Origin of the sequence: Micromonospora okii (assembly GCF_020884795.1) — a bacterium.
Taxonomy (GTDB): domain Bacteria; phylum Actinomycetota; class Actinomycetes; order Mycobacteriales; family Micromonosporaceae; genus Micromonospora; species Micromonospora okii.
The window spans coordinates 444,415-457,712 of sequence record NZ_BBZF01000015.1 but is presented as its reverse complement, the minus strand read 5'-3'; the positions used below and the strand labels follow the sequence as shown (position 1 = coordinate 457,712).

Sequence of the window (13,298 nt, the reverse complement as noted above, 5' to 3'; positions counted from 1 at the left end):
GCCCGCCCAGGTGGGTGCGCCAGCCAGGTTGCCGGTAGCCTCCCTGCATGGCGGACTCCTCCACCCAGTCGATCATCATCGGCGCGTCACCGGAGCGGGTGGCGGCGATCATCTGCGACTTCGCGCGGTACCCGGAGTGGGCCGAGGCGATACGCCGCGTCGAGGTGGTCGAGGAGTACGAGGACGGCTACGCCAGCCAGGTCCGTTTCACGATGGACGCCGGCGTGCTGGTCGACGAGTACGTCCTCGCCTACGAGTACGCGGAGGACCTGACCCGCGTCGAGTGGCACCTCGTGGGCCCCTCGAAGATGCAGCGCTCCCAGCGCGGGTCGTACGACCTGGTGGGCAACCCGGACGGCACGACCACGGTGACCTACACCCTGGAGGTGGAGCTCTCCGTCGGCATGCTCGGCATGTTCCGCCGCAAGGCCGAAAAAATGATCATGGATACGGCGTTGAGGGAGCTCAAGCGCCGGGTAGAAGAGGCCGGTGCGGCGCGGTGACGCCAGCGGCGGCACGGTCGTCACGGTAGAGGAGCCGACCATGGGGGGTACGGATCCGGGCTCGGCCCGGCAGGAGGCGGAGCGGCTGGTCGCCACGGTGCTGGCGGCGGCCCGCCTGGCCGGCGCGGGCGGCGGTTCCCGGTCGGGTTCGTGGGGTTCGCTCGGCGGCCTCGTGTCGGGTGTCCTCGGCCACGGCGTCGGCCCGGGGCGGGCCGACGGGGCGGGCCACGGTGGTTTCGCCACCGGCACGCCCGAGTGCTGCGTCTGCCCGGTCTGCCGGGGCATCGCGGCGCTGCGCGACCCGAGCCCCGAGTTCGCCGAGCGGCTCGCCACCGGGGCCGGCGACCTGGCCGCCGGGGTGGCCAGCCTGCTGCGCGCGTTCGCCTCGGCCGGCGACCCCGCCGACCGCCCGGGGGAGCCCCACGACCGCCCGGGGGAGCCCGACGACGTCACGCCGCCGTCGCCCCGGACCGGGGCGGAGCAGCCGCCGGGCGACCACGTGTGGCGCGAGGCCACCCGCACCGGGCATGATTCTCAGCCGGCACCGGAGCGGGACGTCTGGTCCGCCGCGACCCGGGGGGAGGGTTCGGGCGCTCCGGCTGCCGTCGTGTCACCCGCCGAGGACGCCGGGCCGGACGCGCCGGGGGCAGCCCGGCCGACGGTCGGCCGACCCGTGGCGCCCGCCTCGCGGACGCCCGGGGACGCGGGCGGGGACGCACCAGGCGACGGGGCCTGACCACCGGACATCCCGATCCACCGGCGGCGCGGTTCGCCGTGACGGTGCCGGGGCGGCACAGCAGAGGGGAGTGGCAGCGGTGACGCTGACCATCGGGGTCGACGTCGGTGGCACGAAGGTGGCCGCCGGTGTCGTCGACGACACCGGCAAGGTACTCGTGCAGACCCGACGGGACACCCCCGCCGACGACGTCGGCAAGACCCGGGACGTCATCATCGAGGTGGTCACCGAGCTCGCCGCCGGCCGGCAGGTCGGCGCGGTCGGCATCGGCGCGGCCGGCTGGATCGACGCCAGCCGCTCCACCGTCCTGTTCGCCCCCAACCTGGCCTGGCGCGACGAGCCCCTGCGCGAGTACGTCAGCAGGGCCACCGGCCTGCCGGTGATCGTCGAGAACGACGGGAACGTGGCCGCCTGGGCCGAGTTCCGCTACGGCGCGGCCCGGGACGCCGACGACTCCATGATCATGTTCACCATCGGCACCGGCGTCGGCGGCGGCATCGTGCTCGGCGGCGAGCTGGTGCGCGGCGCCCACGGCATCGCCGCCGAGTTGGGGCACATGCTCACCGTCCCCGACGGCCATCAGTGCGGCTGCGGCCGGCTCGGCTGCATCGAGCAGTACGCCAGCGGCAGCGCCCTGGTCCGGTTCGCCCGCGCCGCCGCCCGGCAGGAGCCGCACCGGGCCACCGCCCTGCTGGAGCTGGCCGGGGGCGAGGCCGAGGCCGTCACCGGCCCGATGGTCACCGCCGCCGCGCAGGGCGGCGACCCGGTCTCCGCCGAGGCGTTCGCCCAGGTCGGGCGCTGGCTCGGCACCAGCCTCGCCGACATGGCGCAGATTCTCGACCCGCAGGTCCTCGTCGTCGGCGGCGGCGTCGTGGAGGCCGGCGACCTGCTGCTCGGCCCGACCCGGCGCTCCTACGCCGACGCGCTGGCCCAGCGCAGCCGGCTCCCCGTCGCCGAGGTGCGCCCCGCCGAGCTGGGCAACACCGCCGGCGTGATCGGCGCGGCCGACCTGGCCCGCCGGCTCTGAGGAGGGCGACGATGACCGGAAAACCGGGCGGCGTGCCGCTGCGCGTCGTGTCGTACAACGTGCACAGTCAACGTGACGACACCGCCGCGCTGGCGGCGGTGGTCCGCGCCGCCGCGCCCGACGTGGTGATCGTGCAGGAGGCCCCCCGGCGGTTCCGGTGGCGGCAGAAGTCGGCCGCGCTCGCCGAGTCGTTCGGGCTGGTGGTCGCCGCCGGCGGGCTGCCGTCGCTGGGCAACCTGCTGCTGACCAGCCTGCGGGTGCGGGTGCTCGACACCCGCTGCCAGCGCTACCCGCTGACCCCGGGCCGGCACCTGCGCGGTGCCGCGTACGCCGACTGCCGGGTGGGCGCGGCCCGGTTCCTGCTGGCCGGCTCGCACCTCTCCACCGACCCGGCCGAGCGCCCCGCCCAGGCGGCGGCGTTCAAGCGGGAGCTGGCCGCCGCCGAGCTGCCGGTGGTGGCCGGCGCGGACCTCAACGAGGGCCCGGACGGGCCGGCGTGGGCGACGGTGGCCGACGGGCTGACCGACGCGGCGGTGGCGGCGGACCGCGCCGACCGGCTCACCTACTCGTGCGCCGACCCGCGCCGGCGCATCGACGCGGTCTTCGTCGACCCCCGGATCACCGTGGTCGACTACGACGTGGTGGACACCCCGCAGACCCGGCAGGCCAGCGACCACTTCCCGGTCCTGGTCGACCTGCTGCTGCCGCCCGCCGACTGACGGGGCGAGGGGGCGCCCCACGCTCCGGCGGGCTGGACAAACCGGTCGGGTTACGGGAAGGATTTCGCAGCGACCCGGCCCCCCTCGTGCCGCACCTAAGGAGAATCCGGTGTCCCCCTCCACCGAGCCCGGCCGCCCCGAGCCGGACGCGACGACGCTCGCCCCGGCCCCGGAGGCCCGCCCGGTCTCCGACCGGGGCGACACGGTCTGCGTCATCGGGGCCGGGGCCAGCGGCCTGACCGCCCTGAAGAACCTCAGGGAGCACGGCTTCGGCGTCGACTGCTACGAACGGGAGACCGGCGTCGGCGGCGCGTGGAACTGGCGGCACGACCGGAGCCCCGTCTACGCCAGCACCCACCTGATCTCGTCGCGGCCGTTCACCCAGTTCCCCGACTTCCCGATGCCGGACGACTGGCCGGACTACCCGCACCACAGCCAGTTGCTGTCCTACTTCGAGCGCTACGCCGACCACTTCGACCTGCGCCAGCACATCTGGTTCGGCACCGAGGTCGTCCGGGTCACGCCGGTGGCCGGCGACCGCTGGGACGTCACCACCCGCAGCACCGGCGGGTACGGCCCGGAGCGCACCTCCCGGTACGCGGCCGTGGTCGTCGCCAACGGCCACAACTGGTCGCCGAAGCTGCCCGGCTACGAGGGGCTGGAGGAGTTCCGGGGCGAGATCATGCACGCCTCGTCCTACAAGGACCCGGCGCAGTTGCGCGGCAAGCGGGTGCTGGTGGTCGGGGCCGGCAACACCGGCTGCGACATCGCGGTCGAGGCGGCCCAGCAGGCGTCCCACTGCTGGCACTCCACCCGCCGCGGCTACTGGTACGCCCCGAAGTACGTCTTCGGCCGCCCCGCCGACCAGGTGAACGACGCCCTGATCGCGCTGCGGGTGCCGCTGCGCGTGCGGCAGTGGCTCTACCACTGGACGCTGCGGCTCACCGTCGGCGACCTGACCCGGTTCGGCCTGCCCAAGCCCGACCACCGGGTCTACGAGACCCACCCGATCGCCAACAGCCAGCTCGTGTACCACGTCGGCCACGGTCAGATCACCCCCGTGCCGGACGTGGCCCGCTTCCACGCCAAGTCGGTGGAGCTGGCCGACGGCCGCCAGTTCGACCCGGAGCTGGTCGTCTTCGCCACCGGCTACCTGCCGCGCTTCGAGTTCCTCGACCCGGGGCTCCTCGGGGCCGACGCCTCCGGACGGCCCCGGCTGTGGCTGAACGCGTTCGCCCCCGGCCATCCGACCCTCGCCGTCGCCGGCCTGCTCCAGCCGGACTCCGGGCTGTTCACCCTGTCGCACTGGCAGACCGTGCTCTTCGCCCGGCTGCTCGCGCTGCGCCTGACCCGGCCGGACCGGGCCGCCGCGTTCGCGCAGCGGGTCGCGGCCGGGGCCGGCGAGCGGTACTCCGGCCGGGTCGCCGACAGCAGCCGGCACTGGTTCGAGGTCGGCCACGCCGACTACCTGCGCGCGGTGCAGCGCGCGCTGCGCGACCTGGAGGGGAACCGGTGAGCGCGAGGAACGCAGCGCAGCGGAGTCCCGCAGTCGTGAACGAGAGTGGGCCGGTGAGCGCGAGGAACGCAGCGCAGCGGAGTCCCGCAGTCGCGAACGAGAGTGGGCCGGTGAGCGCGAGGAACGCAGCGCAGCGGAGTCCCGCAGTCGCGAGCGAAGGGGAGGTCCGGTGAGCGCGAGGAACGCAGCGCAGCGGAGTACCGCAGTCGCGAACGAACAGGAGGACCAGTGACGGAGCGGGTGCGGATCATGCGGGCGGGGGAGTGGGCCCACCCGGTCCGCCCGGCCCGCCGCGAGGTGCTCAGCGCCCTGCCGGAACTGGAGGCGGGCCGCCCGCCGCTGCTCTTCGTGCCCGGCTTCGGGCACGGCGCGTGGGCCTTCGCCGAGCACTGGCTGGAGCACACCGCGCGGCGTGGCTTCCCCGCGTACGCGATGAGCCTGCGCGGGCACGGCGGCAGCGAGCCGGCGCCGGACGCGACGCTGCGGGCGTACGCGCACGACGTGACGCAGGTGGCGGCGAGCCTGCCGCGCCAGGCGGTGCTGGTGGGGCACGGCGCGGGGGCCCTGGTGGTGCGGCACGCCCTGGCCCGGTACCCGGCCCGCGCGGCGGTGCTGGTCGCGCCGGTGCTCGGCGACTGGCGGACGCTGGGCACCGCCCTGCGCCGCAACCCCGCCGGCACCCTGCCCGCCCTGGTCGGCGGGGGGCTGCGGCTGAGCCGCCGGCAGTTGTTCAGCCCCGAGCTGGCCGACGCCGAGGCCCGCCGGTACGTCTCCCGGCTCGGCCGGGCCGGGCGGCGCGCCCAGTGGCAACTGCTGACCCACCGCGCCCCGGAGCCGGCCGTGGGCGACCCGCCGGTGCTGGTGCTGGGCAGCCCGGACGACCGGGTGCTCCCGCCGGTCGCCCTGACCCGGGCCGCCCGGCGGCACGGCGGCGCGCCGCTGCTCTTCCCCGGCATGGGGCACGACCTGATGCTGGACGCCCGCTGGCGGGAGCCGATCGACGCGATCCTGGACTGGCTGGAGAAGGAGCACCCGGCGGTCTGACCCGGCGGCGCGGCCCGTCGCGCGGGCCGCGCCGGCCGGTCGGTCAGCCGGTGGCGGTGATGTGCGTGAGCAGGGAGCCGCCCTCGTCGAGGGCGCTGAGGTAGGAGCGCGCCCAGGCCCGGATGTCGTTGCGGTGCAGGTGCCCGCGCATCGCCCGCATCCGGGGGGTGACGTCCTCCGGGTCGGCGTGCAGCGCGGAGAGCAGGCCCTGCTTGAGCCCCTCCAGGTCGTGCGGGTTCACCAGGTACGCCTGCGGCAGCTCGGCCGCCGCCCCGGCGAACTCGCTGAGCAGCAGCGCGCCCGTGTCGTCCACCCGCGCGGCCACGTACTCCTTGGCGACGAGGTTCATCCCGTCGCGCAGCGGGGTCACCGCCATCACGTCGGCGATCCGGTAGAGCGCGGCCAGCTCGGCCCGGTCGAACGGCTGCGTGAGGTAGTGGATGGCCGGCTCGCCGACCCGGCCGAACTCGCCGTTGATCCGCCCCACCTCGCGCTCGACCCGGTCGCGGAGGATCTGGTACTGGGTGACCCGCTCGCGGCTGGGCACGGCCACCTGCACCAGCACCGTGTCGCGGACCTTGACGTGCCCGCTGGCCAGCAGCTCGCTGTACGCCTTGAGCCGCTGCTCGATGCCCTTCGTGTAGTCCATCCGGTCGACGCTGAGGATGACGTGGTCGGGGTCGCCGAGGTCCTGGCGCAGCCGCCGGGCCCGGGCGGCCACGTCCGGGCGGTCCGCGAGGGCGGCCATCCCGGCGGTGTCGATGGAGACGGGGAACGCCCCGACCCGCACCACCCGCTCGCCGACGCTGATCCGCCGGTCGGTCGCCGGCAGCTCCAGCACCTTCGCGACGAGCTGCGCGAAGTTGTGCGCGGCCTGGGCGCGCTGGAAGCCGATCAGGTCGGCGCCGAGCATCCCCCGCAGCAGCTCGGCGCGGCGGGGGAGCTGCATGAACAGCTCCGGCGGCGGGAACGGCACGTGCAGGAAGAAGCCGATCCGCAGGTCGGGGCGGAGCTCGCGGAGCACGCCGGGGACCAGTTGCAGGTGGTAGTCCTGCACCCAGACCGCCGCGCCCTGCTCGGCCACCTCGGCGGTCGCCTCGGCGAACCGCCGGTTGACCCGCTGGTACGCCTCCCACCAGCGGCGGTGGTACTCCGGCTGCTCGACGGCGTCGTGGTAGAGCGGCCACAGGGTCGAGTTGGCGAAGCCCTCGTAGTGGTCCCGGAGGTCCTCGGCGGTCAGCGCCACGGTCTGCATCCGGACGCGGTCGACGTCGGGCAGGCGCGGCGCGGGCCCGGTGCCGCCGGCCCAGCCGACCCAGGTGGCGGGGGTGTGTCGGAGGAGGGGGTGCAGGGCGGTCACCAGCCCGCCAGGGCTGCGTCGCCACTCGCAGGCGCCGTCGGGCGCCACACTGTCGTCGATGGGAAGGCGGTTGGCCACCACCACGAGGGAGCTCTGTCGCATCTCGGGCATTCCGATCAGCAGAGACCGACCACCGCGAGCAGGGAACAACCGGGCAGTCAGTGAGGGAAGTGACGTACAGCGGTATTCCTACTGACCGTAAGTTACACCACTGTCACGCCTCCTGTCCGGGGCGGGGTGTCCCGAAATCCGGGCAGCCGGCGGGGCGCCGCCGCGCGGCGTCGACCCGGTGTGCCGGGCCGGGGTCAGACCCGGGCGCCGTCGTCCGGGTCGTCGTCCTCGGAGTCGCCGGGGCGCAGCCGCCAGATCAGCGTCACGAAGCCGGCGAGGATGCCGGTGAAGCCGAACAGGGTGACCACCGAGGAGTCCACCGGCAGCAGCGACGGCTCCAGGAAGAGCACGAAGCCCACCATGATGGCCAGCACGCCCGCCACCGCGTACTTGGAGATCCGGGGCAGCGGCGGGGGCGGCGGCGGGGTGTAGCGCTCCTCCGCGTCGTCGGGCAGGTCGGTGCCGAAGGTGTCCAGCCCGTCCAGCAGCGACGGCTCGTCCTGCCGGCCCGGGCCGACGGAGACGCCGGAGACGTCGGCCGCCCACGGTAGCCGCCGCACGTCGGTGGCGGTGGCGCCCTCGTCGGCCCCGGCACCCCGGGCGGTGGTGCCGGCCGGCGGCTCGGCCGGGTCGTCGTCGACGTCCTCGGCGGCGGGCCAGGGGTGCGCCCCGGCGGCCGGCGCGGTGTGGAAGCCGGCCACGATGCGGGCCCACTCGGCGTCCACGTCGGGCTCGGCCCGGGACGGCCCGGCGGGGGTCTCGTCGGCGAGCTGGGTGAGGTAGTCGCGCGCCGTGGTCAGGTGGGACCGGTCAACGTAGAGCCGGTCCACCGGGCGGGAGGGGACCGTGGTGGTCCGGGTGACCGGGTTCAGGTCGGCCGACGGCTGGAGGTACGCGGCGATGCCGCCGGCGGCCAGCACGTCGAGCAGGTGCTCGCCGACGCGCGGATCCACGTCGCCGGCGACGGCGTACTCGTTCGCGTCGAGCCCGTTGTCCCGCCGCCCCCGGCGGGCCCCACCCGCTGACACCGGACATCCTCCTCGTTCGCACCTCGCGGTGCGCATGTCGCACGCCCCGGCGCCCCGTACGCCGTGCCCTGAATCGTGACACGTCGGGGGCCGGTTCCGGGAGTGCGTTGTGGCGCGCCGCTCCCGGTTCGTCGGCTCACGGCCGGCGGTGCCGCTCGCCGACGGCGCTCCACAGGGCCCGCCGGGGCTCGTCCGACGACCCCGGGCCGAGGTGGTGACGCCACCATCGCCCGGCCCGGAACCCGGTGCCGTACTGGCTGATGAAGTACATCATCCGCGGCCCGCCGCCGTGGCTGATCTTCCGCCCCCGGGCCGAGGGGCCGCGCCAGGTGCCGGACGCCGGTCCGGTCATCCCGACCGGCAACGACCTTTCCCTGGCCGACTCGATCTTCGCGCCGCTGGCGGTGAAGCGAAAAGTCACATTCATCGCCAAAGCGGAGCACTTCGCCGGTAAGGGGATCAAGGGCCGGCTCAGGACGAGCCCGCGCCGGTTCCCGCCTCCGCGCCGGCTGCGTCCGCGAGGGTTCCCGCCCCCGCGCCCGCGCCGGTTCCCGTATCCGCGCCGGCTTCCGCGAGGCGGAGCAGGCCCGGGGCCCGGTTGCGGGCGGCGAACCCGCGTACCCCGGTCAGCACGCGGGCCGCGTCCGCCGGGTCCACCGCGCGCAGGGCCGGCACCGCGAGCGCGGCGGCGATCATGTGGTCGGTGACGTCGCCCATCCGCCGGTACCCCTCGGCCGCCGACCGGAACCGCCCGGCGGCGGCGCGGGCGTCGCCGGCCGAGCGGGCCAGCGCCGCCTCCGCCGCCCGCCCGGCGGCCCGCGCCCAGGGCGTCATCCGGGGCGAGCGGCCCAGCAGCGCGCGCACCCGCTCGGCCGCCTCCCCGCCGAGCACCACCGCGACGTGCCCGATCGCGGGCACCCACTCGGCGAACGGGATCATCCGGCTGCGCCGCCAGTCCTCGTCCAGCTCGGCCAGCAGGCGCAGCGCCTCGTCGGCGCGCCCCTGCACGGCCCGGCACAGCGCGGCGTGGGCCAGCGTCGAGCGCAGCACCCGGTGGAAGCCGGAGCGCCGCGCGGCGACGACCGCCCGCCCCACCTGGTCCATTCCGCTCTCGCCCCCGCCCGGGTCCGGGGCCGGCTCGGGGTCGCCGCGCAGCGCCCGCAGCCAGCCGGAGACCGCCACGATGTGCAGGTCCCACTCGCCGGTCGGCCGCCGGGTCGACTCGGCGACCAGCTCGGCCGCCGAGTTCCAGTCCCCGGCGTAGTAGGACCGGCCCCACTGGTCCTCGAAGCTCGTGGCGAGGCCGTGCTCGCCGCCGAGGTCCAGCGAGCGCTGCTCGTCCACCAGCCGCGCCGACCCCGCCAGGTCGCCCTCCTCCTGGAGCGCCCAGGCCAGGTTCTGCACCGCCCGGCGTCGGCTGCTGAGCTGCTCCACCCGGCAGTGCTCGGTGATCTCGGCCAGCTCCGCGTACGCCTCCCCGACGCCGGAGAGGTAGCGGGCCACGGCGAGGGTGATCCGGGCGTTCGCGCTGACCTCGCGGAGCTGGAGGCGCTCGGCCAGCCCGGCGGCGGTCCGGGCCGCCAGGCACGCCGGGTCGGTCTCGGCGTTGAGCATGTGCACCCGGGCCAGCTCCAGCAGGGCGCCCGCCTTCTCCTCGGTGTCCGGCAGGTCGGCGTAGATGCCGATGGCCCGGTCCAGGCAGCGCAGGGTCTCGGAGCGGTCCGCCCGGCTCCACGCCGCGGTGGCCAGCAGCGTCCAGGCCCGGGCCGCCCCGCTCCACTCCCCGGCCCCGGCGAGCCGCTCGGTCAGCAGGGTCAGCCGCCGCGCGCCGTCGGCCAGCAGGAACGCGTCGCCGTCGCGGAAGAGCGCCACCTCGGCGGCGAAGAGCTCCAGGGCCGGGTCGGGCCCGCCGGCGAGGGCCAGCGCCCGTTCCGCCAGGGTCGCGGCGGTGTCCAGCGCGTGCAGCTCGTACGCCCGGCGCGCCGCGCGGTGCAGGGCGGCCCGTGCCGCCGGGGCGTACGGCGCGGGGTCCAGACCGACGGTGCGGGCGATCTCGTGCGCCGTCCAGCGGTGGTTGGCGAGCACCTCCACGAGGTCCTGCTGCCGGCCGTCGGTGACCTGCTCCAGCCAGTCGGCGGTGCGCTGGTGGCGCAGCACCCGCTCGGCGCGGGGGAGCCGCTGGTAGCAGACGTCCCGCACCAGGATGTGCCGGAACCGGTACTCGGGCTGACCGGGCATCGTGGAGCTGGGCTGCTCGTACACCAGGTCGCGGCGTTGCAGCCGGGCCAGCGCCCGCTCGACCCACCCCACGCCCCGGCCGAGCGCGGTGGCCACCGGCCCCGGCCAGAACTGCACGCCGACGACCGCGGCGGCCTGGAGCACCGCCCGGTCGGCCGGGTCGAGCAGGTCGAGCCGGTTGGCGATGACCGCCTGCACGGTGCGCGGCATGGCCCGGATGCCGGCCTGCCCCGCCCGGCCCGGCCCGGGCGCGCCGAGTAGGCCGCCGTCGAGCAGCATCCGCGCGTACTCCTGGGCGTAGAGCGGGTTGCCGTCGGCGAACTCGATCAGCGGCGCCCGGGACTCCGGCGGCAGGACGTCCTGCCCGACCAGCAGGGAGTAGAGGGTGTCGATGTCCGAGTCGTGCATGGGCGGCACGGAGATCGACATGGCCCCGCTGATCGTGCCGGTCCAGGCCGGGTGGCGCTCCCGCAGCTCCGGGCGCGCGCTGGCCAGGACCAGCAGCGGCACGCCGCGCGCCGCCGCGCCCAACTGCTCGACGAAGGCGAGCATCGCCTGGTCGGCCCAGTGCATGTCCTCGAAGACCAGCACGGTCGGGCCGGCCGCCGCGAGGGCGAGCAGGAACCGCCGCCAGGACGCCTCGGTCTCGCCCGGGGTAAGCCGCTCGCCGGGGAGGCCGACGAGCGGTCGCAGCGGGTCCGCCAGCCGGACGGCCTGCGGGTCACCCAGCCCGCCCAGCCGCTGCCGCAGCCGGTCACCGAGCGCCTCGGCCTCGTCGACGTCGGAGACGCCGACCCAGCCCTTGACGATGTCGGCGAGCGCGGCGTACGTGACGTTCTCCCCGAACGGCGGGCACTGGCCGACCAGCCAGGTGACCGGCGGGCCGGGCAGGCTGGCGGCGTGCCGGGCCAGCTCGCGCAGCAGCCGGCTCTTGCCCACCCCGGCCGGGCCGAAGACGGTGACCAGTTGGGAGGTGCGGTCCGTGACCGTGCGGTGCAGGGCGTTGACCAGCAGGCCGCGCTCGTGCTCCCGGTTGATCATCGGGGTCAGCTCGGCGGTCGTCAGGTCCCGCTGCGGCAGCGGCCGGACGGCCAGCCAGATCCGGCTGACCGACGAGCGGCCCCGCAGCGTCACCGGCGGCCGGTCGTCGTACTCCATGTCGTGCCGGGTGGCCGCCCAGGTGCTCTCGTCCACCACCACCCCGCCGGTGGGGGCCAGGGACTGCAACCGGGACGCCGTGTTCACCACGTCGCCGGTGACGAAGCCCTGCCCGCCGTCGCGGGCGGCGGAGAGGTCGACCAGGGCCTCCCCGGTGGCGATGCCGACCCGGAAGCCCAGCGGCGGGTGCGGGCCGGCGGGCTGGCGGGCCAGGTTGCGTTGCAGCTCCAGCCCCGCCCGCACGCAGCGCAGCGCGTCGTTGTCGGTGGCCACCGGCGCGCCGAACAGCGCCATCACCGCGTCGCCGATGTACTTCTCGACCACCCCGCCGTACTGGTGCACCAGCCGGCGCACGGTGGTGAAGTAGCCCTGCTGGAGGCCGCGCGCCTGCTCCGGGTCGGCCCGCTCGGCGTACGTCGTGAAGTCGACGATGTCGATGAACAGGACGCTGACCTGGCGCCGGTCCTCCTGGATCACCACCGGCCGGTCGTGCAGGGGGTTACCGCAGCTCGTGCAGAAGTTGGCCTCCGCGCCGTTGGGGTGGCCGCAGCGGGCGCAGCCACGCGTCAACGGCTGCCCGCACCCGCCGCAGAAGCGGTCGTCGGGGCCGGCTTCGCGTGAGCAGTGTCCACACCTGAGGTCGATGGTCGGCTCCGTAGCGCGAGGTGGGCCCAGTATCACGCCGCGCGGCCGAGTCGGCTACCCGATATCCGGCTGGACTCCCCGGCTGACCGGGCGAGACTAACCTTCCACTCAGGAGACACCGTCAGGAGAGTGCCGTGAACGTACGACTGTCCGCCCCGTGGACGGATGCGCGCGGGACCGTGTGGGCCCCGGGCGACACGGTCGAGGTCGACGCCGTCACTCTCGCCGCATTGGAGGAGCAGGGCATGGTAGAGACGCCGGACGGTCAGGGCGAGGGCCCCGACCAGGGCAACACCACCACCACGTCGACGACCAAGCCGACCGATCCGCAGAAGATCGGCCCCGGCCCGGGCGCGCCGCCGAAGGACGAGCCGGGCGACTGAACGACCGGCGACCAGGGCCGGCGGGCCGCACCCGCCGGCCCTGCCGCCGTCGGGTGGGGCGGCCTCAGCGGTCGTTCATGCCGGCGCGGCGGCGCAGCGCCGCCACGTCGGTGACCACGATCCGCCGGCCCTCCGTGCGCAGCCAGCCCCGGCTGGCGAAGGAGCCGATCGCCTGGTTCACGCTCTGCCGCGAGCCGCCCGCCATCTCGGCGAGCTGGCTCTGGTTCAGCTCGATGGTGATCATCGGGGCCTGGCTCTCGCCGGCCAGCCGGACCAGCGTCTTGGCCACCCGGCCGGGCAGGTCGAGGAAGACGTGGTCGGCGTTCTGCTCGGTCAGCCGGCGGATCAGCGCGCCGAGCGAGCGCATCACGGCGTCGAGGATGCGCGGGTTGGAGTGCACCAGCTCCATGAACGCGGGCCGGGACAGCGCGAGCGCCGAGCAGTCCTCGATCGCCTCGGCCGACGCCGAGCGGGTGGAGGCGTCGAGCAGGGACACCTCGCCGAGCACGTCGGGGGGACGGACCACCGACAGCACGGCCCGTTCGCCGGTCGGCGCGGTGCGGAACACGGCCACCGCGCCCCGGCGCAGCACGATCAGCGACTCGCCGGGGTCATTCTCGACGAAGAGGAGCTGACCCTTGCGGTACGTGCGCGGCACGGCGGCGGCGATGACCCGCTGGCGCACCTCCGGTTCCAGCCCGGCGAACATGTCGACGCCCGTGAGGGCGTCACCCGGCTCCGGAAGGCGCATCTCCACGGCCCAATCCCTCCCCGGTCGAGGACCACACATCGCTCGCCGGGCGAACCGTGACAGCCCCCGGTACGAGGTT

The 13,298-nt window shown here is 75.5% G+C and carries 12 protein-coding genes; 7 read left to right on the top strand and 5 right to left on the bottom strand.

Annotated elements, in window-relative coordinates; translation table 11 throughout:
• Positions 1–47 precede the first annotated feature (47 nt).
• The 6 genes from LPU43_RS11535 (at position 48) to LPU43_RS11510 (ending at position 5,545) form a co-directional block, all read left to right on the top strand.
• A complete protein-coding gene (locus LPU43_RS11535; protein ID WP_229400275.1) occupies positions 48–503 on the top strand; it encodes an SRPBCC family protein in 456 nt (151 codons plus the stop codon).
• Positions 504–543: 40 nt separating this feature from the next.
• Positions 544–1,239 carry a hypothetical protein gene (locus tag LPU43_RS11530; protein WP_229400273.1) on the top strand — a complete coding sequence of 232 codons (696 nt, stop codon included), beginning with the start codon at positions 544–546 and terminating at the stop codon, positions 1,237–1,239.
• Between the two features lie 70 nt (positions 1,240–1,309).
• Complete coding sequence (locus LPU43_RS11525; RefSeq protein WP_229400272.1) at positions 1,310–2,266, top strand: ROK family glucokinase; 957 nt, start codon at positions 1,310–1,312, stop codon at positions 2,264–2,266.
• A gap of 11 nt (positions 2,267–2,277) precedes the next feature.
• Positions 2,278–2,985: an endonuclease/exonuclease/phosphatase family protein gene (locus LPU43_RS11520; RefSeq protein WP_229400271.1), complete on the top strand. Its 708-nt coding sequence runs from the start codon at positions 2,278–2,280 to the stop codon at positions 2,983–2,985.
• A gap of 109 nt (positions 2,986–3,094) precedes the next feature.
• Positions 3,095–4,501 carry a flavin-containing monooxygenase gene (locus tag LPU43_RS11515; protein ID WP_229400270.1) on the top strand — a complete coding sequence of 469 codons (1,407 nt, stop codon included), beginning with the start codon at positions 3,095–3,097 and terminating at the stop codon, positions 4,499–4,501.
• A gap of 228 nt (positions 4,502–4,729) precedes the next feature.
• On the top strand, positions 4,730–5,545 hold the full coding sequence (locus LPU43_RS11510) for an alpha/beta hydrolase (protein WP_229400269.1): 816 nt from the start codon (positions 4,730–4,732) through the stop codon (positions 5,543–5,545).
• A gap of 43 nt (positions 5,546–5,588) precedes the next feature.
• Here the strand turns inward: LPU43_RS11510 and LPU43_RS11505 are convergent, their stop codons facing one another.
• The 4 genes from LPU43_RS11505 to LPU43_RS11490 all read right to left on the bottom strand — a co-directional run bounded on the left by LPU43_RS11505 (position 5,589) and on the right by LPU43_RS11490 (position 12,121).
• A complete protein-coding gene (locus LPU43_RS11505; RefSeq protein WP_229400268.1) occupies positions 5,589–7,007 on the bottom strand; it encodes an alpha,alpha-trehalose-phosphate synthase (UDP-forming) in 1,419 nt (472 codons plus the stop codon).
• Positions 7,008–7,210: 203 nt separating this feature from the next.
• A complete protein-coding gene (locus tag LPU43_RS11500; RefSeq protein WP_229400267.1) occupies positions 7,211–8,044 on the bottom strand; it encodes a DUF308 domain-containing protein in 834 nt (277 codons plus the stop codon).
• Between the two features lie 136 nt (positions 8,045–8,180).
• Positions 8,181–8,471: a hypothetical protein gene (locus LPU43_RS11495; protein WP_229400266.1), complete on the bottom strand. Its 291-nt coding sequence runs from the start codon at positions 8,469–8,471 to the stop codon at positions 8,181–8,183.
• Positions 8,472–8,515: 44 nt separating this feature from the next.
• The gene (locus LPU43_RS11490) at positions 8,516–12,121 is read right to left on the bottom strand and encodes an ATP-binding protein (protein ID WP_229400265.1); all 3,606 of its coding nucleotides are present in this window, start codon (positions 12,119–12,121) and stop codon (positions 8,516–8,518) included.
• Positions 12,122–12,219: 98 nt separating this feature from the next.
• Here LPU43_RS11490 and LPU43_RS11485 point away from each other — a divergent pair, with 98 nt between their 5' ends.
• Positions 12,220–12,468, top strand: a complete 249-nt coding sequence (locus LPU43_RS11485) for a hypothetical protein (RefSeq protein WP_229400264.1) — start codon at positions 12,220–12,222, stop codon at positions 12,466–12,468.
• A 64-nt stretch (positions 12,469–12,532) separates the two neighbouring features.
• Here the strand turns inward: LPU43_RS11485 and LPU43_RS11480 are convergent, their stop codons facing one another.
• Positions 12,533–13,225 (bottom strand): Crp/Fnr family transcriptional regulator, encoded by a 693-nt coding sequence (locus LPU43_RS11480; RefSeq protein ID WP_229400262.1) that lies wholly within the window; start codon positions 13,223–13,225, stop codon positions 12,533–12,535.
• Positions 13,226–13,298: the final 73 nt, after the last annotated feature.

What these genes read in the sequence shown, in the direction of transcription:
- LPU43_RS11535 (WP_229400275.1), top strand. Translation starts at nt 48, where the DNA reads ATGGCGGACTCCTCCACCCAGTCGATCATCATCGGCGCGTCACCGGAG.
- LPU43_RS11530 (WP_229400273.1), top strand. Translation starts at nt 544, where the DNA reads ATGGGGGGTACGGATCCGGGCTCGGCCCGGCAGGAGGCGGAGCGGCTG.
- LPU43_RS11520 (WP_229400271.1), top strand. Translation starts at nt 2,278, where the DNA reads ATGACCGGAAAACCGGGCGGCGTGCCGCTGCGCGTCGTGTCGTACAAC.
- LPU43_RS11505 (WP_229400268.1), bottom strand. Translation starts at nt 7,007, where the DNA reads ATGCGACAGAGCTCCCTCGTGGTGGTGGCCAACCGCCTTCCCATCGAC.
- LPU43_RS11495 (WP_229400266.1), bottom strand. Translation starts at nt 8,471, where the DNA reads ATGAATGTGACTTTTCGCTTCACCGCCAGCGGCGCGAAGATCGAGTCG.